The sequence below is a fragment of the Polycladospora coralii genome, assembly GCF_014773435.2.
Taxonomy (GTDB): Bacteria; Bacillota; Bacilli; order Thermoactinomycetales; family Thermoactinomycetaceae; genus Polycladospora; species Polycladospora coralii.
In genome coordinates, this window is sequence record NZ_JACXAG020000005.1 from 22,408 (window position 1) to 47,318 (window position 24,911).

The following is a 24,911-nucleotide window of genomic DNA, read 5'->3' on the forward strand; positions in this document are numbered from 1 at the left end:
TAATGTCAAATCAACTCGTTAAATTGCCTTTTACCATTAAGGAAATCGATGCTTTTATGGACCGCACTATTGATTTAGATATCGATCAAACAAGTCCTGCAACCAATGATCTGATCTTGCAACTTAAAAGGGCGCAAATCAAAGTAGGAGCAGTGGTCTTAATTGGATTGCCAAATAGTAAAGCATTGTTGCAGTTATACTTTGCCATAGTAAGTTTAGGCGCGATCCCTGCTTTATTGTCTCCTGCTACACCTGCACAACGTGTGCTTGAAATAGCCCATAGATTGGGCGCGAGTGCTCTTATCGCTTCTTCGGCACAAATTAGCCGTTTTGATCGTGGTGAAGTATTTTCTATAGATGCCGTGAAGTTGATACACTTTGACGACATAATGAAGCAGTATCACACACCAGGTGACATCATTATTTTGACTTCTGGAACATCTGGAACGTTTAGTGGTTGTCTACATCATATTTCAGCTTTGCTACTAAATGCGGAAAATCATGCCAAAGAAATTCAATTAAGCAAAGCGGATAAGATGTTAATTAATTTACCTCTCTATTATTCATATGCGTTGGTCGCACAAGCATTGGCGGCTTTTGTTGTTGGATCTGAGCTTGTCCTAACAGGACCCCCCTTTACACCGACATCTTATCTTGGAATACTTACAAGGCAACAAGTGACCGTTTCATCTGTTACGCCCTATCTGATCAAAATGTTATTAAGTAAAGAGTCATGCTTGCCCCAAACGTTAACGACACTTACTGTAGGGGGGGATTTTTTAGATCCGATCTATGTGGATCAAATCGTCAAGAAGTGTCCAGATCTCAAGTTATATTTAACCTATGGATTAACAGAAGCGGGGCCGCGTGTGTCTACCTTAGCAGTTCATAATGAATTGCCTCATCGATACGCTTCAGTAGGAAAACCATTAGCTGGTGTTACAGTCTCCCTCAGAAAATTTAATGAAAGTGACGACTATGGAGAATTAATTATCACTTCAGATACAGTTTTAAAAAGAAAAGTAGGCGTTACGAGTGACCAGTCTCATAAGGTGATTATTGGTCCCAATACGATTTCAACTGGAGACCTTTTTTATATTGATTCGGATGGATATCTCTACTTCAAAGGGCGCTTATCTGACTTTATCCTTATTAATGGGGATAAGGTTTCTCTCTCCTCTGTAAGGAGCATAGCCAATAGCATTAAAGGTGTATTCAAATCTACCACAGAAACTTATCAGACTGAGTCAGGAACAACATGCTATGACTTACATCTTTTCATAGAAGAGATTCATGCAAATACAAAAAAACAAATCATACGTGATCTTTATCATCTTCTCATGCGCAACGAGAAACCGCAGCAAATTTTCTTTCATTCCATTCATGAGGCTCAGACACCGAAATAAGGATATGGAGGTGGGTGTTTTGTCGAAAATGAAACTTTTTTGCATACCTCATGCAGGTGGATCTGCAACCGTTTATAACAGATGGCAAAAAGTAATCTCAACCGACGTCGAATTGATCCCTGTTGAACTTGCAGGACGTGGATCGCGAATGAATGAAGATTTTTATGCGAATTTTCAAGATGCAGTTCATGACTTATACACATTCATTGAAACGCAAATTGATCATCAATCATATGCAATTCTCGGCCATAGTATAGGCAGTTTACTCGCCTTTGAGATTACACAGGAACTGCAATCTAATCGAAAAGCATTGCCTAAATTCATTGTTCTATCTGGGCGAAGGCCCCCAGATATTACTATAGAAGAGGGCTTTTCTAATCTGTTGGGAATGAACGATGAGGATTTTTTGCGACATCTTTCTAGAACGGATGGCATTCCAATAGGTTTAGAAAAATCGAGAATTATAAGTGAATTTTTACCGATTATTAAGGCAGATTTAAATCTTGTGCAATACTACGTTTTTAATCAACGACTGCCACGCTTAGATGTCCCTTTTCTGGTCTTATATGGTAAAGAAGACGTCTTAGCAACATCTGACGTGGTATGTGGTTGGGAAAAATTCACTTCAAAAAGTTGTGAACGATATGCATTTAGCGGTAAACATTTTTTCTTACACCAACATTCAAAGGATATCGCCCTTTTACTGATGGAGAAGTTTAAAACAGAATGAGAGGTAGGAGAGAGTTGAGGGGTTCTATCTTAGTCATTGCATCCGCTACTTGTTTTGGTCTAATGCCCATTTTTGCGATCTATGCATATCAAAATGGACTTAATGTGACAACGCTTCTTTTCTTACGATTTGGCATAGCGGCACTTCTTTTTTTCTTTTATTTAGCAATAAAAGGAGAGCTACGAAAGCTTACTTATCGAGAAACACTTAATCTTTTATTACTAGGCGGGGGATTATATACTGGTCAATCGTTTTTGTATTTTTCTGCTGTTCAATATTTGACGCCAGCTTTAGCTGCGTTACTTCTATATTTGTATCCACTATTTGTATATATACTTTCGGTGTTGTTGAAAGAAGAAAAGGTAACACTTAGAAGTTTGATTGCCATGGGAATCGCCTTGATCGGGATTACTCTTGTACTTGGCTATCCAAATTTGGGTCCGATTAATATGAAAGGAGTGTACTTAGCTGTTGGTGCGGCACTGCTCTACTCTATTTATATTATCAGCGGCAATCGACTTTCACTTAAGCTTTCACCTATCGTAACGAGTTCGTATATCTCATTATTTGCGGCGGTATCCTTTCTTAGCATTATACTGGTGCAAGAAGAGTTTCGCTTACCTCTTACTTGGGTAGGTTGGATATCCGTATGGGGAGTGGCTATTTTTTCGACTGTGATCGCAATCTTAACTTTTTTTGCTGGAACCAATTGGATTGGACCGACTAAAGCATCCATTATCAGTATGATTGAACCTGTGGTTACTATTTTGTTCGCTTGGATTTTGTTCAAAGAGCATATGACCTTTATCCAAATCCTAGGTGCTTTTATTGTCCTGTTGGGAGGTGTGATTATCACGACAGAAATCCCTATTCATTTTAAAATAAAGGAGCTACTCAGACGTGTCCAAAAATAATATTTTTCCACATGAGTGGACAGTTGAACAGACACTTATTCAGCGGCGTGCTGTGCGCAATTACGATCAAGATCAGAATATTTCTAGTCAGGAATTACAAAAGATTTTAAAGTTAGCAACTTACGCCCCCTCCTCGTGGAACTTACAGCATTGGTATTTTCTAGTGGTCTCTGAAAAGGAAATGAAAGAAAAATTGTATGCTGTCGCACATCAACAAAATCAGATTTTAGATGCTTCTGCGGTTATTATTGTACTGGGTGACTTGGAAGCTTACAGGAACTTTGAACAGATTTATCAACCGTTTCTCGCTGCCGGATTTATGGACGAGGAGCGATATTTTAAAATGAAAACGGATATTTACGCATATTACGAAAATAATAGCTCAGGAGCACGAGATGAAGCAATACGTAATGCCTCCTTATGTGCAATGCAATTGATGATAGCGGCAAAAGCACAAGGATACGATACTTGCCCTATGATAGGATTTGAAGTAGCCGCCTTAATAGATCGTTTTAACATTCCACCCCGATATATACCTGTTATGCTAATTAGTATTGGGAGAGCAACTGGTAAGACCTCCCGTACAACACGTCTACCCTTACAATCAAGAATAACAATGGAACATTTTTAAAAAAAGGAGATAGAACCAATGGACAATCCTCTAACTCGGGTTACCCATTTTGTGCACCAATTTGATCCTTCCTTAACCCCGATCATCATGGAAGAGGAAATGCATACAGCAGAAGAGGCTGCTACCGCTATAGGAATAGAAACAGCCCAAATTGCGAAGTCGATCTTATTTCGCTCCAAAGATCGTTATGGTTTATTTGTATTAGCTGGAGATAAGCGGTTACCTTCGGCGGTTGTCAAACAATGCTTGGGTGGAAGAAAACAAAAGATGGCTACAATCGAGGAAGTTTTAGCCGTGACCGGGTTTCAGATTGGTGCGGTATGTCCATTTGCTTTACGGGAGAAGATCCCGATTTTTATTGATACTTCACTCCAGCGGTTTCACATGTTCTATACAGCAGCTGGTGTTCCTGAATCGTTGCTAGAGCTCACGTATGATCAGCTAGCTACCATGACAAAGGGAACGGAGATTGAGCTTTGATAAATAACATCGCCATTGTAATGGCGATGTTATTTACATCTGGGTGTATCGGTAACGAAGTTCATTTTTAGCAGGATCTTTTTTTTAAATTTCACTGTCTAAGCCATTTGTTGAATAACCACGACACAATAATTTTTGGAGTCCATAATGGTGCAATTGAAATGAAATTTTCTACTCGATGAACTCACTCTCAAAGAAGGCTTCCTTTTTTATTGAAAAATAGTCAATTTAGTACGAATTATTTATACGTTAAAGTATATAGTTTTGTGTTTTTCTTATTTCAGCTTTTCATGTTTCTATTACCCAAATAACCGTTTGCTTAGCACTACTTTTCTAGAATCGCATATAACCTCTATTTATAGAAAAGTAGTGCTGTAAACTTACGAGTTTATATCAATGTATAATCCTGGAAATGAAGTGGATTGTAACAAGAAGTAAAGAATCTATATAAGGTATTCTTTGATCTGCTTAAAAGTGGTAGAAATGGGTAGCAGGCAAATAATTTACTCATTATTTCCATCTTTTAAAACTTCAACGCCAATATCAACGACTTTAGTTTCACCTAAAAAATCGAGAGCTATTTTTGCCCGACCTTTTCGTTTATCAATTTTTTTGATTTGCGTTTCCATGTGTAAAAGTGGACCTGATTTAACAGTGATGTTTGAATCGATAATCGATACTTTTGAATAGTTAATGGTATCGTTTTCATCTAACAATGTTAATATCCTTCTAATCTCAGTGGAAGGAATGTCACGAAAATAATATTCGTTATAATCAAAATTTTCGCGCTTGATATCGGACCTTTTCTTGGCTATTGAATTATGAAGATATCCGTGATTTAACATTCGTATGACCTTAGGTGTGTCTTTAAATATGTAATAAATCTTGGTATTCATATGGGCTTGAACTAGTATGTATCCTGGGAAAAGAGGGCGTAGTACATCCACTTGATCGCCATTTCTTCTTTCGGGTATTTTTCGTTTCGGAACAATAAATTTTGTTGACTCATGATTTAGTTTTTTTCGTAAAACTTTACATAACGATTCTTCATGACCTGCTTGAACAAACAATGCATACCATCTCATTGTATCACCTTTAACTTAAAAATATATTTTATAGATATATTAAAGCTGTATTAAAGCTGTATTAAAGCAGTGTTTAATCGGTATGATGAGTCACAAAACTGTTATGATCTAAAATGAACAGTATGATTTGCGACGGCTTGTATATTTCATATGAATTATAAGTTTCATTTATAACATTGTCAATATAATATAATTATAATTATTGATGTTTATCAAAAATTACGATTGCACTAAAAAAGCATATTGTGTGCTAACTATACAGGTACAGTAATTTCATTTTGAGAGAAGTTCGTATAAAAATAGGGAAATATCAAGGCATATCAAATAAATTGGATTGGATTTCAAATTTTAGTTCGATTAAGTTTTACAAGGTGTTACGTATTTGTAAATTGGAGGCTCGTAAGTGGTCTAAAGCATAATGACGATAGCCGGAAAGCTGTGTCCATTAGTAACAAACGAATTCCTATTTATACGAGTTCATGAGTACACTCAAAAAGATAGGTTTTTTCTTCTTTTGTGCATGACGATCATTCGTCTATTCATTCTGATGAACTCACAGTTTTTAAAGGACCCATCGAATGTCCAGTTAAGAGATAGCAACATTTCTTAAATTAAACATTTAAAAAAACATTGCAATCAACTTAAATATATAATAGTATGGAATATAAGTTAACAAATGCCATTAATATTGTATTTTTAAGGTTTATATAAAAATAGGTATGATTTATTGATAGACATACGAGGTTCCTTCTTTTATCGTAATAGACAATTATTATTGATGAGGAGCTGTTAATATTGATATTTAATAAGGATTAACCCGTTTTATATTAAGAGAGTCGGAATAAATCATGCGGACTAGATATAACATATAATTTTAATGTGTATATGATGATTGATTAAGAAGTGGGATGTTAAACAGCATGATTTATAAAAAAATATCAATAAAAATATTTCGATTTATAATAAGTATATATTGTGAGAGATATCAGTAATGGATGTATTATAATTTACTAAAACCATAGGATGCTACAACTGCTAACAACAGGAATTAAACATATTTCTTTGCATGATACAGACCTATGCATATTGTTCATAATATCTTTGCAAAACAATACGAAATCTTAACCATAGGTTGAGCGGATTATTTTATTGTTTTTTTATAAAATTCGATATTAAATTATGATTTATATAGATGGCTGATCATTTATAACATACAAAAATCTACTGATACGAATCGCTGTTTCGGCACGTTGGTAGAAGGGATGCTAATATTGGAGATACATAGGGGTAGTCCGATAAAATTTATTGGATGAAAGGGCGGGAGCCTGCCCTTTTATGAGCACACTTATACTTTTTGTGAGTGTGTTTTTTAGTGCATCCAATTAAGAGCACTTAACTGAAATAGGAGGGCATTATGAAAAGGCAATATGTATTTCTACTGTTTATGATGTTATTAATGGGGAGTTTGATCTGTGTACCGATTGTTCAGGCTGAGAGTCCGTCATTAGATCAGCAAGAACAACTGGCAAAAGAGCAAATGGATGAAGGGGGCATCCCTGGTGTTTTCATTACCATAGAAAATAGCACGCATTTAAATCGTAAAGCAGGTCTAATAGCCTTATGGATACTTGGAATTGGACTTCTCATTTCGCTTACTGCGACTTACTTTACAGTGAAAACATGTTATCAACATATTCGACGAGGTCTGAAATTCAAAAGTAACAAAAGGAAAACAATCATTGGCGTTTTACTTTCTTTTATGCTTATGATTGGAATTACATACAGTATAATTCAGGTCCCTAAGATTTTAATGAATGGTATGTCATGGCCAGCTCTGTTTGTATGGTTACCTGAAAGTGTGAAATGGGCATACTATATGACTCTCACGAGTCTATGGACTAGCTATCTGTACTTGATTTCAAAATTTGTGATTCAAAAACAAGAACAGAATTATCTGCTCATCATATTGGGCTTACTTAGTTTTCTTAGTGGTTTAGGTAACTTTTTAATTATTTACTCCATTAATGTTGCAATAACTTCTGATATCGGCATACAAGCTCTACTCTACTTTTCTATTGGCATTTTATTGTATGTGGGGGGGCAACAGGTTGTACGCAAGAATTTAATTGAATTAACAAATAAAGTCATTTATAAGAAACGTATGGAAATAATAGATCGCTTGTTAAAAACATCTTACGAAGATTTTGAGAAGATTGAAGGAGGTAAAATTCAAGCTACTCTGAATAACGATACGGAGGTGGTAAGCCGATTTATTAATATCGTGGTAACTGGTGTTACGAGTTTAGCGACGATTATTTGTTGCTTTCTCTATCTTGGTTATATTAGTTTTTATGGGCTTATCCTTTCGATTACAATTATATTATTGATTGCATCGATCTACTATTTTGCTGGTATTTATGCTAATCGAGTCGGAGAGAACGCTCGTGATATTGAGAATAGTTTTTTTCAATTTATTGATGATCTCGTAAAAGGTTTTAAAGAGTTATCTTTTTATGAGAAGCGCAAGCTTGAGTTCCAAAGCGATATACGTGAGATTTGTGATGATTACCGTGTGAATCGAGGTAAAGCAAATATAGCTTTTGCCAATATGTTTGTTATTGGTGAATTACTTTTTACAGCGGCAATTGGGGTCATTGCTTTTTTGTTTCCAATCGTATTTACGGATATGGAGACATCTGCCTTAACGACATTTATTTTTGTGTTGCTCTATATGACGGGGCCTGTACATGGAATATTAAATACCTTACCAGATTTGATTAATGTAAGAATTAGCTGGAGGAGGATAAATGATTTTTTAAATCAATTATCTACTTTAAAGTTCATGCAAACAGGTCAAGAATTGGAATTAAAACATGAATTTGAGCTGATATTTGACGGGGTTGAATATAGTTATGGAGAAGTCGTAGATCATGCGTTTCGGGTAGGTCCGATTGATTACCAAGTTCGTTCGGGAGAAGTTCTGTTTATAACAGGAGGGAATGGGAGTGGAAAATCAACTTTAGCCAAATTACTAACAGGACTCTATTCTCCTACGAGTGGGGAGATCAGGCTGAATGGAAAAGAGATTCACGCCAATGAGCTCAGCCAATATTGTAGTGCTATTTTTAGTGACTTCCATCTATTTGAGAAGTTGTACGGCATTCAGTGTGAGGATAGGCATGATGAAATCCAAAAATACTTAAAAGTGCTGCAAATGGATCATAAGTTACATATTAAAAATGGTCGATTTAACACCATAAAATTATCGACTGGACAAAAGAAAAGACTAGCCTTACTAATTAGTTATTTAGAAGACAAGCCTATCTATTTATTTGATGAGTGGGCTGCAGATCAAGACCCTGAATTTCGCAAATTTTTCTATCAAGTTTTAATTAAAGATTTGAAAGCAAGAGGGAAGTGTGTCATAGCGATTACACACGATGATTACTATTTTGGAGTGGCAGACAAAACTTTAAAATTAGAATTGGGCAAAGTAGTATAAGCATTAGTTTGTTACAGAATGTGGATTCACACACTTTTTAGGGTTGACAAAAGGTTTCAATCCGATTTTGAGATATTTCTATATAGTGGAGTGATAATCATGTTAGACAGTATATTAAATCATGTGGGGAATACTCCACTCGTTCGTTTATACGATCCTATGCTAAAGAATGTTCATCTTAATATAAAGATGGAATCGTTTAATCCGACGGGGAGTGTCAAAGACCGAGCCGCTAATTTTATTCTCAACAAAATGAGAGATTTAGGAAAAATTAATGCTGATACGACTATTGTTGAATCGACCTCAGGAAATTTTGGAATTGCTTTATCCTCTTATTGCAAACATAAAGGTTATAAATTTGATTGTGTGATTGATCCGATGATTTCATCTGTAAACGAGACGCTATTACGCAATTTAAGTACAAATGTATTTAAAGTGAATGAACCAGACGAAAACGGGGGGTATTTAATAAATCGAATTAGAAAAGTTCAACAGGTGCTTGAGAATAATCCCAATACATATTGGGTGAATCAATATGAAAATCCATATAATGCCGAAGCATATTATTGTACACTTGGACAAGAAATCTGTGATGAAGTTGCAGCTATTGACTATGTTTTTGTGGGAGTTAGTTCAGGAGGTACGATTACGGGTATTTCTAATAAGATCAAAGAAGTATACCCACAGGCAAAAATTATTGCAGTAGACATTGTGGGTTCTGTCATTTTTGGGGGCCCGGCTAAAAAAAGATTTATACCAGGAATTGGTTCTAGTAAAGTTCCCAAAATACTTGAACAAGCGCGCATAGATGATGTGGTATATGTACATGAGACTGAAGTCATTCATAGTTGCCATCAGTTATTACAAGAACATGTTTTATTTGTAGGAGGGTCATCAGGCGCTAACTATGCAGCAATCAAGAAATATTTTCAAAATTGTCAAGGGAAAAGCAACAAAAATGTGGTTACTTTATTTGCGGATCGGGGTGACCGTTATTGCGATACGATATACAACCCCTCATGGCACAAAAAGTTAAAACAGATTGATATGGAAGAAGTTTATGTATGAAAAACCAATATATGAATAGGAGAAGTTGCATGAGATACTTGAATGAACAAGATTTACGCGATATAGGATTAAATTGGAAAGAGATGATTGGCGTTATTGAGCGATCAGTGGGTAGTTTAGCTCAAAACGATTATGCGCAACCCATTAAACCGTATCTACGTTATAATGATCAGAAAAATCGAATTATTGCTATGCCTGCTTTTCTGGGTGGGGACACATATCAAGCTGGTATTAAGTGGATAGCAAGTTTTCCAGAAAATATAGAAAAGCATATTCCACGCGCTCACAGTGTTGTCATTCTAAATGATGCAGATACAGGAGAACCAAAGTCGATTGTCAACACCCCACTATTAAGCATGTTGCGTACTGCAAGTGTAAGTGGAGCCATAATTAGGGCTTACAACCAAGTGCGGGAGTTACGTAAACTAAAAGTAGGCATTATCGGCTGGGGCCCGATAGGTCAGCAACATTTTCATATGATACAGGCATTATTAGGCGATCAAGTTGATGAATTTGTTCTTTATGATATTAGACCCATTAATCGAGAAGAATTTAACTTTTTACAAGGAGAAAAAGTCCAGATTGGAAGTAGTTGGGAAGATGCTTATCATGATGCGGATATCTTTATCACCTGTACAGTTGCTAAAGAGCCCTATATTGACCAGCCTCCTAAAAAAGGATCACTTCATTTAAATGTATCTTTAAGAGACTATAAGGTAGAAATAGCGGAATATATGCAAGGTGGAATTATTGTGGATAATTGGGAAGAAGTGTGTCGTGAAAGTACTGATATTGAAAATATGCATATAACAAAAGGCTTAACCAAAGAAGATACGCTATCCATTGTAGATGTGATTTGTGACGGGAGATTGAAAAACATCACTAAGGATCAAGTTTTGATGTTTAATCCTATGGGAATGGCAATATTTGATATTGCAATGGGGAGCTATTATTATCGAAAAGCGGAGGCTTTGGAAATCGGCACTAAATTATAATTGGTCATTTCAAACATTATGTTTCAAATTTAGGTGGTACTTACATGTCATGTGTACACAGTATGACGATGTCGTAGTCTTGATCATCGTATCTTAGAATATAGAAGTACAAGAATTATTGAAGAATACAAAAAATAGCAGGGAATGATTGATCACTCTATTGATATGATTTGTATGCTACGGTACGATAAATATATTTTAATTCTTATAATTGAGCATCTGTTTGTAAATGGATCAATGAGGGGGTTAATTAGATCATGAATATACAATAGGCTGATCAAAATGGGTTTCTCATATTCTTTGTAAAAGAAGTTACTGCGTTAAGTGAAATAAATATATGGATAAAATCATATTCGTGAGGAGAGCTACTTAGGTATGTTTTTTACTCTAAAATTGATTCTATATTATTTGCTGTGTACACTCTATTCATACTTGATTCATCGTTTGGCACATATTCCAAATAAAAAAAATATTCTTTTTCGAATTCATGCAGACCATCATAAAAATAAATATGATGATAGTAAGCCGTCTTTTCCAGATCTATCCCATTATTTTTTTTGGTTCGGTAGTTGGTATGCCTCACTTGATGTTTGGATTACGTTGACATTACCGATTCTCGTCATTACGCTATTTGATCCTATTCCAGGGATCGTGCTACTTATATTGCACTATGTGTATGAGGTATTTTTAGCTGCAACTGTACTTGATCACAATCCAAGGATAAAAGGAGTGATTACAAAGTATTTGGCTATAGGTGAATTTCATTTGAAACATCACTATTTTATAAAAGGAAACTATGGTTTCTATATTACGCTGTGGGATTATGTTTTTGGAACCGTTCACAGTAAAAAAAGATAAATGTTGGAGGTGTATAAATTAAATGGTAGCTGAAAAAAGCAGTCGTTCATTTCCTCTCACCCATCCGCAGAAAAGAATTTGGTATATAGAGCAGTTAATGCCGGGTACTGCCCTACATCATATTTGTGGTATAGCAGAGTTAAAAGGAAAGATAGATATACAAGTATTTGAGGAAACCATCATACGATTTATAGAGAAACATGAAGCATTCCGTATACATTTTTTTGAGGAAAATCAGGAAGCTTATCAAACTATTAGTGACTTTGCCCTCACGAAGATTGATTTAAAAGATTTTAGTCTTGAGGACAATCCACAGCTTAGCTGTGATAAATGGATGAAGCAAGAAATAGAGAAGCCTTTTCACTTGATTAATCATGATCTGTTTTATATGGCAATCTATAAAATAAGCGACTCTCGTATCGGATTATTTATTAAGATTCATCATTTAATTTTTGATGGCTGGTCTATTCACATTTTAGCTAAACAGCTTTGTGAAATGTACGAACAACGTATGGCGAGTGAAAGTGTAGAGAGTCCCTTCATATGCTCTTATCGAGAATTTATCGATAAAGAACAGCAATACCTTAACTCGGAGCGCTTTTTAAAGGATGAAAATTTTTGGAAATCCAAATTTGAATCTCTACCTGAATTGATCTTTAATGAAAGTTCAGATGAGATTTCAGGTAAACGCAAATCATTTTTTATTGATGAAAAACTATCTATTGAAATGAAAAGATGGACAGAACGTCATCAATGCTCACTTAATGAATGGTTTATCATGTTATTGCAAATCTATATTCGTAAAATGCTAGGTAAGCAAGATATTGTAATTGGTACTCCTGTGTATAACCGATCAGGCAAGAGAGAAAAACAAACGATTGGTATGTTTACAAGTACAGTGCCACTTAGATGTGAAATGGATGAACATGTTTCTGTGAAGGAATATGTCAAGCAGGTGAAAAAAGAAATTAGGAAAAGTTATAAGCATCAAAAGTATCCGTATGACTTGTTAGTCAAAGAAATGCAATTAAAAAAGCATGGCTATAATCATTTATTCCAATGTTGTGTAAATTATTATAATTTCAAACCTAGTAACCAGTTGCTTGACGCGGAGGAAGTTTACAATGGATATCAATTATATCCATTACAATTAGTAATCAAAGATTGGTCGGATCAAAGCAGTTTACAGTTAGATTTTGATTTTAAAACAAGCGTTTTTACAGATCTGCAAATTGAGCAAATGTATGCTAAAATACTACAACTAGCGGATCAAATTCTAAATAATACAAATATTACTATAGAAAACCTACAATTAATTACAGAAACTGAGACACAACGATTGATTTATGACTTTAATCATAATGAGACTCATTATCCGAAGGATAAAACGATTGTCCAATTGTTTGAAAACCAGGTAGAAGCGACACCAGATCGGACAGCGGTGACCTGTGAAAATGAAGTATTAACGTATGGACAGCTTAATAAGAAAGCCAATCAATTAGCTCGATCGTTACAAAGGGATGGTATTGGACGAGGACAAGTAGTAGGAGTGTATGCAAGTCATTCAACTGAATTAATCGTATCCATCCTAGCCACTCTAAAAACAGGAGCAGCTTACTTACCAATTGATGTTTGTGCGACTCCCACCCGAATCGAAGAGATCCTTGTAGATAGTGAAGCTTCTTGCATATTAACTGATCGTGATATACCTCAAGATTTAGGCTTTACAGGTATGATCGTTGGAATCAAAGATCAACAATTATATTTACAGGATGCTTCTAATTTAAATACGATCATTCATCCAGACGATTTGGTGTATATGATCTATACGTCTGGTTCAACAGGTAAACCGAAAGGGGTGATGATCGAACACTGTAGCCTAGTCAACTATGCTTATTGGTCACAAAAGACATATGTTAATCATATGGATGAGATATTTGCATTGTATTCTTCCTTAGCCTTTGATCTTACAGTTACCTCCATTTTCACTCCTTTAATTGGAGGAAACCAGATTCGAGTATATCAGGAAAATGATGAAAATTTTGTGCTCTATGATATTCTTGCGGATAATAAAGTGACGATTATCAAATTAACTCCAGCGCATTTATCATTATTGCAAGATAAATCTTTTCCTCATTCCTCGGTTAAGAGATTGATTGTTGGGGGAGAAGCATTGAAAGCCTCCCTTGCTCAAAAAATTCATCAGAATTTCGCACAAGAAATAGAGATTTTTAATGAATATGGTCCAACTGAGACAACTGTTGGTTGCATGGTTCATTTATTTGATCAGACCGTAAGTAATCAAATTTCTGTTCCGATCGGTACCCCTGCCGACAATGTTCAAATTTATATCCTGGATGAGAAGTTAAAACCTGTTCCTTTAGGATGTATAGGTGAATTGTATATTTCTGGAGATGGAGTCGCAAAAGGATACTGGAATCGCCCTGATTTGACTAGAAAGTATTTTATTGACAATCCATTTATTTCGGGGAGAAAAATGTACAAAACAGGGGACTTAGCTCGATTTCTCGATGGTGAAATGATTGAGTATGTGGGTCGAAAAGACAGTCAAATCAAGTTGAGGGGATATCGGATTGAATTAGGAGAGATCGAATATCAGCTGTTGCAACTCCCAAATATCAAAGAAGCAGTCGTTGTTGATTGTGAAATGAACAGTCATAGACATTTATGTGCTTATATCGTGAAAGAGTCATCTACTAACCAAATGACAGCGTTTAAGTTGAAACAAGAATTATCAAAATCACTACCTGTGTATATGGTACCCGCGCATTTTATCTTCATGGATAATATCCCTTTAACGTCAAATGGCAAGGTGAATCGAAGCCAATTGCCACTTGAGTTTACTTCTGAAGAAAACATGACTGAGGATCAGGTACTTACTGAGATTGAAAAGAAAGTGATAGCCATTCTGCAAGAAATTTTGAAAGTGAATTCAATTTCTATAATGGATGACTTTTATAAGCTTGGAGGAGATTCAATTAAAGCCATCCAGCTAGCGTCTAAATTAAAAAGTATGGGTTTGAACATACGCGTAAAAGATATTCTGACATACTCAGTGATTAAAGAAATAGTAGCATGTATTGAAGAGGATCAGGATGATCGTACCATTAATCAAGAAATGATAGAAGGCCAGATTGCTTTATCCCCGATTGTATCATGGTTTTTTTCACAAGAATTTAAACAATCTCATCACTGGAATCAATCGGTGCTATTAAATCTTAGTGATGAATTCGAAATCGATCGATTTGAACGAATCATGAATGATTTAATCAAGCACCATGATTCATTACGAATTAACTTAAACGAGAAGACGGGGATGCTATTCTATAATTCACATCACGTAAGCCAAAAATTTGATGTCAAAAGAGTTGACTTATCTTCTATATCTTATGAGAGACAACAGATGGAATTGGAGCGACTCGGTTTTGAATTGAAATCTACAATGAATCTTGAAAATGATTTATTGTTGCGTGCTTGTTACTTTGATCTAGGAAAACAAGGAAAAAGACTACTTATTACGGCACACCATCTGATTATTGATGCAGTATCGTGGCGAATTTTGTTACAGGATATGATTAAGTTACTAGAAGACCGAAATCTATCTGGTACATTGCCTAAAAAGACGCATAGCTACCAATACTGGGTAAATCAAGTAGAAACTTATGCGTCACGGTTAACGGATCAAGATGCTGTTTATTGGAAATCGATGAAAGCGTCAAAGACTTGGCTTCCGTCAGACTCCGTATTAAATGATCAAAGCCAAAGCATACAACAACACAGTGAACGACTGCATTCAGAAGAAACACAAGCTTTGTTAACCAAGGCAAATGAAGCCTTTAAAACAGAACCAGTAGATTTGTTGATTGCAGCTTTGGCTATCACCGTGAAAGAGTTTACAAATCAAAATCGAGTGTGCATTGAGATGGAAGGGCACGGCCGGGAGGAGTTTGAGAATGGTCTAGATTTGTCGAGATCGGTGGGATGGTTTACAAGTATGTTTCCTATGCAGATCGAAATCGGAGAAGAGATGATTTCGACAAAGATAAAATCAGTTAAAGAGCAGATGCGAAAAGTGCCCAATAAAGGTTTTGACTACTTGATTCTTAAGTATCTTTCTAGAGATTTGCTAGATGACAATGGATCCATGATTCGCTTTAATTACTTAGGTGATTTTGACGCAACTGTGTATCCGAAATTATTCACCTTGTCTGATGAATCATCTGGGGCCGATATAGGCAGTTTGAATCATTTAACTGCGGCAATGGACATTACAGCTATGGTTATCAATCATGAACTACGATTATCAATTTCATTTAATCACAATGTGTTTAGTCCAAATACGATTCAATCTTTTATGGAGAAATGGTTGTACCATTTGAGAACTATAATTGATTATTGTAGTAATCAGGACCATATCGAGTTCACTCCCTCAGACTTTGAAACATTAAATTTAAGTCAAGATGAACTAGATTCCCTTATTTTTTGAGGAAATAAAAAAACATGATGAAAGGAATTTTGTGGTGAGCATTAATACTTACTATAATCAAGGGATGGAAAAGTTAGAGATGTATCAAAGATTAATTCAATATTGGAGTATGATCTTTGATCGTCGAGAACAAATTGATGTATTGGATAATATGAACTTTAACAGCCATCTATTTCCTGAGATATTTAAAATGGAAGAAGTAGCTGATTTTCATCCTATTGAACCAGGATATACATCTCCTGATGGGTATACAGAACTTCATGACTTAATTCGTTCTTTGGAATATTCAAGATTAATGGCACAGGATCCAATGCGGAAGGAAGTAACCAAATCACTTGTGAGTCAAGCGGGTATTGGTTGTGGAAATGGATGTACGAATGTAATGAATGGCGTCATAAATGCGATTATGAAAGTAAAAAATGAGAGTGACCAATTTAGTACTCCAGAAGTTATTCTGATTTTGCCGAACTATACGGTATATACGGCGCAATTGTCCAATTTAGGTGGCAAAGTGACCCCGCGTTATGTGTATACACAAAGGGAAAATGATTTTTTACCAACATTTGAGGAAATTCAAAGTAATATTTCTCCTAATACTGTTGCGGTGGTCATTACCTATCCAAATAACCCAGCTCAGTCTACCTATGAAGGGGAAAAGATACAAGAACTAAAGAAAATTGTAAAAACATGTCAAGATAATGAAATTTATTTAGTTGTAGATAACATATATCAGGATTTAATATTTCCGGAAACGCGTTCGTTTACGGAAATATTCAATTTAACGGATCGACTTGACTATGTGGTAAAAGTTTATGGATGTTCTAAAGATACGCCTTTTTATTCTGGATATCGTACCGGCTACTGGTTTGGAGATCCTAAGCTAATGGATAAGTATAAATATATTATCTCTTCCATGGAGAATAGCTTAAACACACAATCACTTGTTTATTTTGCTCTAAATTTGTACTTTAAATATTTAGCATTAAATCATTCTGAGCCATCCTTACATGATATGGAGTACTTTTCACAAGGGATTTTTGGATGGGGTCAAGTTGTAAATAAACAGCAACTCTTTGAAAGTTTGTTATCACTCGATCTGCATTCGAAATATAAATCAAGAATAAAAAAATCAAATTTTCTACAAAAGACAGCATTAAATCAAGTAACACAGTTCGCTACACAATCAAAGGTTTTTTCGGATTATACCAACCAAAATATTGGCAATGTATTTTTTATGAAAATTAATTCTGATTTAAAATTCAAGAGTGATGATGATTTCTTTAAGTTTCTATTTTATGAAGCGAAATGTGGCGTTCTTCCCGGTAATGTCTTTGGTATGAAGCAGAGTCCAAGTGAAATCTGGTTTCGCATCACACTGATTCACGATGAGATTAAAAAAATCATTCAACACTTAGAGAAAATCGAGGATGTATTGATGCATCAGCGTGTGTACACATAGTTATCAGAGAAATAGAGGAGAGAATGGATATGACACCATCGGTGGAATCAAATCAAATAGAGGATATTCTTAAGTTAACCCCTACACAAGAAGGGATTTTATACCACTGTCTAAAGGATTCTTTACAGCAGATGTACTTCGGACAAGTTGCACTTGAAGTTTCAGGTCAGTTAGAAATACCACAGCTAGAAAAAGCATTACAGTTAGTTGCACAGGACAATGAATGTTTAAGATCCGTTTTTAAATGGGAGAAATTAAGCCATCCCGTTCAAGTTATTTTGCGTCAAATGAACTATAACATAACTAAATATGATTGGGTAGATTGTGGCGAGCGCGAGCGGGAAGAAAGTATGATACAAATTGAAGAAGAAGAAAGAAGTAAAGGGTTTGATCTCACTAAAGGTCCGTTGCTTCGTATATCCATATGCAAATTAACATCCCAAACGTATCGTATATTAGTTAACTTTCATCACATTATCATGGATGGATGGTCAATGGGGGTATTTTTTAATGAATGGTTTGAACAATACGGAAAAATTTTGTCCAATCAAACAAACATTAGAAGCACACCTAAAAAAAAATATAAGGAGTATATAAAGTGGTTTGAACAACAAGACAAGGAAAAAGCGAAAATATTTTGGGCAGACTTATTAAGTAACTGGGAACCCACAACGAAACTTCCATACAAGGTCAATAAGGATGAAACGAATATACAGATAGGCTCTGTTACACGATCACTTGCTGATTTAATGCCTCAAATAGAAGCTTTGTCTAATGAATATAGCGTCACAGTCAATTCTGTTCTTAATGTGGCATGGGGAATTGTTTTACAACGATACAGCAGTAGTGATGATGTTACTTTTGGTCTTACTGTTTCTGGTCGTCCTGAAGATATGCAAGATATTGATAAAACGATCGGATTATTCATTAATACGATTCCTGTCCGTATCTCAACTCAGCCACAGCAAACAGTTGCCCAACTTATAGGCGCGGTACATAAACAAAATGTAAATAAGAAAGATTACGAATATTTACCCTTAACAGATATTCATTCATCAGCAAAAATCAATGGAAGGGAGTCACTGTTTAATCATCTGTTGGTTTTTGAAAATTATCCTCTAGATCAAAAATTGCGTGCTGGAGCATACTCTGATTTTAAAATTAATCAGTACTCTGAATGGGAGCTAAATAATTACGATATTTCAGTAGCATTTTTGCTAGCAGGAGAGCCCCAAATGAAATTAGATTTCAAAGCAGGTTTATTTGATCAGCAGACGATGCAACGTATGATCCAGCATTTTGAAGTCGTACTCAAACACATGTTGAATGATCCAGAAGGTCTTGTTAAAAACCTGGAGATACTGCCGGAGTGGGAGAAAGTGCAGACGGTTTCCCAATTTAATCAAACAAAACAAGAATTTCCGCATGATAAAACCGTATTTCAACTCTTTCTTGAACAAGTAAAATCTACGCCTGAACTCGATGCAGTTGCTTTTCAGAATAAAAAAATGTCTTACGAGCAATTACATGAACATGTGAACGATTTAGTGATTAGACTGCAGAATCGAGGAATGGGTCCAGGGAAAATTGTTTCGATCAAACTGGATTGGTCAATTGAAATGATTATCGCCATTATGGGTGTTTTGGGAACAGGAGCTGCTTATGTTCCGATTGATCCAAATTATCCTAGAGACCGAATTGATTATATACTAAAGGATAGTCGCTCAGAATTGTTGATTACTTCGTCTGCTTGTTATGATTCATCAATTGAGATTGATGCTAATGTCATGGTTTTAGATCAAGAAGATAACCAATTACATGAAGAAAAAAACATGTTTACTGAGGTGATTTCCTCACCTAATGATTTAGCATATGTAATTTACACTTCTGGGTCAACAGGTCGTCCTAAAGGCGTGATGGTAGAACAACAATCTTTTGTTGAGTTTGTAACATGGGCGGTAAACGAATATGAACATCGATTAGGTTATCAAGTATTGCTATCAAATTCATTTGCATTTGATAGTTCTCTTCAACAAATATTCCCTCCACTTGTTTCAGGAGGAACGCTACATTTGCTTCATCCCAGCACAAGACAGGATGCGCGCGATTATCTGCGCTATTTGCAACAGCATAAAATCAACAATATCGATGAAATTCCCGTTATTATGAATATATTACTTGAACAAATAGATGAAGATGAAGAAGAGCTCCCTTTATTACCTGATCTAACTTGCCTTTCTCTAGGAAGTGAATATGTACCGATTGAACTAGTGAGAAAATGTCGCACTTACTTAAATGGTAATGGAAAAATTATTAATGGTTATGGCCCTGCCGAGGCATCAGTAGAAACATGTACCTATCATTTTAATGGTTATTCCGACAATGAAATCTCTCTTATTGGTCGACCGCGAAGAAATATGCGCGTTTACATTCTAGATCATTATGGGCGTTTATGTCCGATTGGTACCCCAGGTGAGATTTGTGTGAGTGGAGTTGGTTTGGCACGTGGATATTTAAATCAACCAGATTTAACGACAGAGAAATTTATTGATAACTCTTTTAGTGGCATTCCAGGAGACCGATTATATAAAACGGGAGATAAGGGGCGGTGGTTAATAGATGGAAATGTGGAATATCTGGGAAGAGTAGATCAACAGGTTAAAATTCGAGGTTTTCGCGTTGAATTAGGAGAAATTGAAAACGTACTGCTTAAACATCCTCAAATCAATGGTGTAGTCGTTATTGCCCGTAAAAACGATGCCGGACAAACAGATCTTTATGCGTATTTAAAATCGGAGTATACACTATCCAAACATGACTTAAATTTCTATATAGGGGAAAAGTTACCAACTTATATGATTCCTGTTCATTATGAGTTTGTTTCTTCATTTCCACTTACTCCAAATGGTAAAGTGGATCGCAAGATATTGGAACAGAAGGAGCTTGTCTTACAAGAAGAGATCATAAATAAAGCAGGTGCAAGGCATGAATTGGACCAAAAAATTGAGGCGATTTGGAAAGAAGTTTTAGGGATTGAACAAATCGGTATCTATACGAACTTTTTTGAAGCCGGTGGGAACTCTATTCAAATTATGCGTGTTTTTAATAAATTAAAAAAAATAATACCAAATCTTTCGTTGGAAATAAGTGATTTGTTTACATACAATACGATTGCTGGATTAGCAGACTTTGTATTGGCGTCATCTAAAGTGCATGAAAAAAAGAAAGAGCTCTCCCCGCTTATCTCATCAGTAGGGCAGACACATACGGTTAAAGATATGGCGATAATCGGTGTAAGTATAAAACTACCAGATGCGGATCATATGTCCGAGTGGTGGGAGCAATTACTGCAAGGGCAAGATAGCATCAGAGAAATTCCTGATTCAAGAAAACATCTTGATCCAGAAAAACATCCAAATAAAGAATATTTGCGTTACGGTTATATTGAAGGAATTGATCAATTTGATCCTCAATATTTTAATATCTCACCGAAATTAGCAAAAGCCATGGATCCTAATCAGCGAATGATGTTGGAAACAGCTCATTCTACGATCGAAGATGCGGGTTATACACATGAGAGATTGGCTAGTAATAATGTGGGTGTTTTCATGGGAGCGGTCTTACCTAGTTACTTAAATCATCTAGATATCAAATTGGACGAGCTCTTAGCTAGTAACTTACCTTCTAATCTTGCCGGGCGTATTTCTTATCACTTGGGACTGAATGGGCCTTCTATGGTAATTGATACAGCTTGCTCTTCTTCTCTAGTTGCGCTTCATACGGCAATGAAAGCTGTGCGGCAAAATGAATGCGATATGGCCCTAGTGGGCGGTATTCATATCGAAATTGATCATATTCGTAAAGATATTGCACTAAATTCAGGAATTGTATCGCCGACAGAAACTTGCCGGGCGTTTTCTGATGATGCCGATGGGACAATTGGTGGCGAAGGAAGCGTATGTATTCTTATTAAACCGTTAGAAAAGGCGGTTAAAGATCATGACCACATTTATGCTGTATTAAAAGGAAGTGCGGTTGTACAAGATGGAGCAAGATCTAATGGAATAACGGCCCCCAGTCCGGATGCCCAAGCAGAAACAATTGTTAAAGCTTGGCAAGATGCAAACATTGATCCAACGACAATCTCTTATATTGAAGCACATGGAACCGGAACCAGATTAGGTGATCCTATTGAAGTTAGTGGAATTCAAAAAGCATATCAATCTTATACAAACCAAAAACAATTTATTGCGATGGGTTCTGTGAAAACTAACATAGGTCATCTGGATAGTGCTGCTGGTCTGGCAGGTTTAGTTAAAACGATATTAAGTATACAAAATAAAAACATTCCACCTGTTCTTCACTACACCAAACCAAATGTTTTTATTGACTTTGAAAACTCACCTGTCTATGTGAATAATCGTGCTCAGAAATGGCAGAAAATAGGTGGTTCACCAAGAAGAGCTGGAATAAGCTCATTTGGACTGAGCGGAACAAACGTGCATGTAGTGCTAGAGGAATACGAGCAACAACATACCTACTCAGAAGGATTTCATCTCATCACATTGTCGGCACCGAATGAGCATGTATTAAATAAGAAAATAAATGATTTAAAAAGTAATCTATCTAAATATCCTCAAAAGATGCTTGCGGATATTAGCTATACATTGAATTGTCGTAGAAAACATGATCAATATCGATTTTCGGTAGTAGTAAAGGACAGGAATGCACTCCTTCAAATGCTTGGAGAAAATGATAGTAAACAGCATAGAGAAATGAAAAATTCAAAAAAAATAATTTTATGTTTTCAAGATTATGAAGTGGGCGCAGAGCATTTATTTTCAAAGCTTTGTCAAACGGGTTGGATGGATGAGAATATCATCAGTGCGTGTCAGAAGTTTATGGGTAAATCGATGGATCCAAAAGTAAAATATGTAGCATTTTTATATAGTATGTACCATTTATACCAGTCTTTAGGCATTGAAGTTGAAATCCATGGTGTTGGGATTGGTCAATATACGAAGGATTTTATTCTAGGAACCAAAACATTTGAAGAAGTGATGAAATTATCTAGAGAACCACAACTAGAAAAATGTGATCATTTCCTACCTGATGATGGTAAAAATCATCTCATTTTATCAGTAGGTTGTAGTTCTGTTCAAGGTCAAATGGGTGTTGATGTGTTTGACGCATTTACACTGGAAAAGAAAGAACAAGATTTTCTATCCTCACTTTCTCGAATTTATCAAATGGGTTACCACATCAATTTGGAAAAAATTCAGAAAGGAAGAACTGTTTCATTACCGACGTATCCTTTCCAACATAAATCGTATTGGTTGGAGCAATCAGAGGGATCTAAGTCCAAATCGTCATTACTTTATCATCACGGTGCGGGTGACTTTGAGAAAGTGAACCATGAACTTTTACACGGTTTTGACTGGACAACATCGGAATTGTCCAAGAAACAGCGAAATATTACCGGAGCAGTATTAATGGTTTCTGTAACGGGAGAGCTACACTCTCGTATCGTATCGTCATTTACCAACAAGGGTCAGCGTGTCATTCAACTTTTCTATGGGAAACAGTATCGTAACTTTGCAGTAGATCAGTATGAGATAAATCCACACGATGAAGAGCATTTTGTGAGGGTGATGAAGAAGTTACGAGAATCAGAAATCACACTCGGTGCAGTGATTGATCTGACACAAATTCTTTCTTCTCCTCTTACCCATGTGATTCATCCCGATAGGGATCGATTGAACAGTCATTTAGCAGATTTCTTTTACCCGACTGTCTATTTAGTTAAGAGTATGACCACTTGTTTGTCATTAGATCATCCCGTCTACACTTTCTTTATTACGAAAAATGCTTTTGAGGTAGTCAAAAATGATGATTATGTGAATCCTTTACACAGCTTTACAGTTGCTTTGAACAGATCAATGAATAGAGAGTTAAATCAATTTTTATCATTTTGTATTGATGTCAGTAGTCAAGACTCTCCATCTATGATAGCGGAGACAATCTATAAAGAGGTATTTAGTGGTAGTGATTTTCGTGAAGTTGCTTATCGAAATGGAAAACGTCACACAAAAGTTTTGAAAAATTTACAAATCGACTCTTTTCCTAAGCGTGAGCGCATTAGAGAAAGTGGTGTCTACCTTGTAACAGGTGGAACGGGTGGCATTGCACAAAAAGTTTGTAAATCGATCGCCGAGAAAAATAATGTAACCATGATTCTAGTTGGGCGAACAAGTTTACAAGAATTAAGTGCTTCACAAATGCAAGCAATCGAAGAGATTCGACATCTCGGCTCCAATGTTCAGTATTATCAAGCAAACCTATCTAGCAGGGAAGAAATGGAAAAGATTGTGGAAGAAGTAACAGCAACCTTTGGGAAGTTCGATGGCGTGATTCATACAGCAGGTGTTTTAGGTAGAGAAACTGCATTAAAAGATTCGGAAATTGCAGATTTTGATGTTGTATTTGAGGCGAAAGTAAAAGGTACAATTGTGCTTGATCAGTTGTTACGCAATCAGTTTTTGGATTTCTTTATCTTATTCTCATCAGTTGATGCAGTACTTGCTGAAAAAAATATTGCGCCTTATGTTGCTGCAAATGCTTTTCTTGATAGTTATGCGCTATGCCAACGTCAGTTGGGTAGGAAATTTCTTTCAATTCAGTGGGGAGGTTGGCAAAATACAGGGATGGGAGATGTAAACAGGAGTAACAGGGCTTCATCCCAGATGGATCATATAAAGAGACTGTCACCACTCGTCTTAGGGTTTAAAGAGAATGAGGGAGTTTCCATATTTCATACCATCCTAGGTGCAAATGCAAGCCATTCATTTATCAGCGGATTAAATGGAGAAGATTTAGAAGAAATGAAACGAATGTCATTTTTTGATATTGATTCACAGTTGTATGGAAAATTAACAGGAAAACCGCAAATGAAAGAAATATGGACTTTGGACAAAGTGATAAGCATTGTTTCTACAACATGGAGAGAAGTATTGGAATTTGAAGAGACTGAAGAGCTAAATCCAAGAGAAAGTTACTTTTCACTAGGAGGAGATTCCATCCAAGCAATTGACATTATGATGGAATTGTCTAATCGATTTTCATTAAATTTAGATGCAAATACGATTTTTCATTATGACAGTGTACACACACTAAGCCAATTTATATATGATTCGCTTCAAAAGCCACAAACAGTAAAAAAAGTAGGAACAATTTCAAAGGCAAAACCAATTAAGTAAGAAGTACAGAGAGAAGGTGC

13 protein-coding genes are annotated in these 24,911 nt (G+C 35.8%); 12 read left to right on the top strand and 1 reads right to left on the bottom strand.

Annotated features, from left to right (window positions below; genetic code table 11):
* Positions 1-2: 2 nt before the first annotated feature.
* The 5 genes from IC619_RS11250 to IC619_RS11270 are packed head-to-tail and all read left to right on the top strand — an operon-like array spanning position 3 to position 4,161.
* Positions 3-1,406: a class I adenylate-forming enzyme family protein gene (locus IC619_RS11250; protein ID WP_191140369.1), complete on the top strand. Its 1,404-nt coding sequence runs from the start codon at positions 3-5 to the stop codon at positions 1,404-1,406.
* A 28-nt stretch (positions 1,407-1,434) separates the two neighbouring features.
* Positions 1,435-2,136: a thioesterase II family protein gene (locus tag IC619_RS11255; protein ID WP_249669848.1), complete on the top strand. Its 702-nt coding sequence runs from the start codon at positions 1,435-1,437 to the stop codon at positions 2,134-2,136.
* Between the two features lie 14 nt (positions 2,137-2,150).
* Positions 2,151-3,050 carry a DMT family transporter gene (locus IC619_RS11260; protein ID WP_191140367.1) on the top strand — a complete coding sequence of 300 codons (900 nt, stop codon included), beginning with the start codon at positions 2,151-2,153 and terminating at the stop codon, positions 3,048-3,050.
* Positions 3,037-3,681: a nitroreductase family protein gene (locus IC619_RS11265; protein WP_347239791.1), complete on the top strand. Its 645-nt coding sequence runs from the start codon at positions 3,037-3,039 to the stop codon at positions 3,679-3,681. Before IC619_RS11260 ends, IC619_RS11265 begins: the two co-directional genes overlap by 14 nt.
* A gap of 18 nt (positions 3,682-3,699) precedes the next feature.
* On the top strand, positions 3,700-4,161 hold the full coding sequence (locus IC619_RS11270; protein WP_191140366.1) for a YbaK/EbsC family protein: 462 nt from the start codon (positions 3,700-3,702) through the stop codon (positions 4,159-4,161).
* A gap of 503 nt (positions 4,162-4,664) precedes the next feature.
* On the opposite strand, the gene loaP is transcribed toward IC619_RS11270, so the two are convergent.
* Positions 4,665-5,246, bottom strand: coding sequence for an antiterminator LoaP (gene loaP, locus IC619_RS11275; RefSeq protein WP_191140365.1), 582 nt, complete (start codon positions 5,244-5,246; stop codon positions 4,665-4,667).
* 1,414 nt (positions 5,247-6,660) lie between these two features.
* Between loaP and IC619_RS11280 the strand changes: the two genes are divergently transcribed.
* The 7 genes from IC619_RS11280 (at position 6,661) to IC619_RS11310 (ending at position 24,891) form a co-directional block, all read left to right on the top strand.
* Positions 6,661-8,748, top strand: coding sequence for a cyclic peptide export ABC transporter (locus IC619_RS11280; RefSeq protein WP_191140364.1), 2,088 nt, complete (start codon positions 6,661-6,663; stop codon positions 8,746-8,748).
* A 99-nt stretch (positions 8,749-8,847) separates the two neighbouring features.
* Entirely contained in the window at positions 8,848-9,816 is a 969-nt protein-coding gene (gene sbnA, locus IC619_RS11285) for a 2,3-diaminopropionate biosynthesis protein SbnA (RefSeq protein ID WP_191140363.1), read from the top strand.
* Positions 9,817-9,845: 29 nt separating this feature from the next.
* Positions 9,846-10,811, top strand: a complete 966-nt coding sequence (locus IC619_RS11290; protein WP_191140362.1) for a 2,3-diaminopropionate biosynthesis protein SbnB — start codon at positions 9,846-9,848, stop codon at positions 10,809-10,811.
* A 375-nt stretch (positions 10,812-11,186) separates the two neighbouring features.
* On the top strand, positions 11,187-11,669 hold the full coding sequence (locus tag IC619_RS11295; RefSeq protein ID WP_191140361.1) for a sterol desaturase family protein: 483 nt from the start codon (positions 11,187-11,189) through the stop codon (positions 11,667-11,669).
* A gap of 22 nt (positions 11,670-11,691) precedes the next feature.
* Positions 11,692-16,176: a non-ribosomal peptide synthetase gene (locus tag IC619_RS11300; protein ID WP_191140360.1), complete on the top strand. Its 4,485-nt coding sequence runs from the start codon at positions 11,692-11,694 to the stop codon at positions 16,174-16,176.
* A gap of 34 nt (positions 16,177-16,210) precedes the next feature.
* On the top strand, positions 16,211-17,635 hold the full coding sequence (locus IC619_RS11305; RefSeq protein ID WP_191140359.1) for an aminotransferase class I/II-fold pyridoxal phosphate-dependent enzyme: 1,425 nt from the start codon (positions 16,211-16,213) through the stop codon (positions 17,633-17,635).
* Positions 17,636-17,664: 29 nt separating this feature from the next.
* The gene (locus tag IC619_RS11310) at positions 17,665-24,891 is read left to right on the top strand and encodes a hybrid non-ribosomal peptide synthetase/type I polyketide synthase (protein ID WP_191140358.1); all 7,227 of its coding nucleotides are present in this window, start codon (positions 17,665-17,667) and stop codon (positions 24,889-24,891) included.
* Positions 24,892-24,911: the final 20 nt, after the last annotated feature.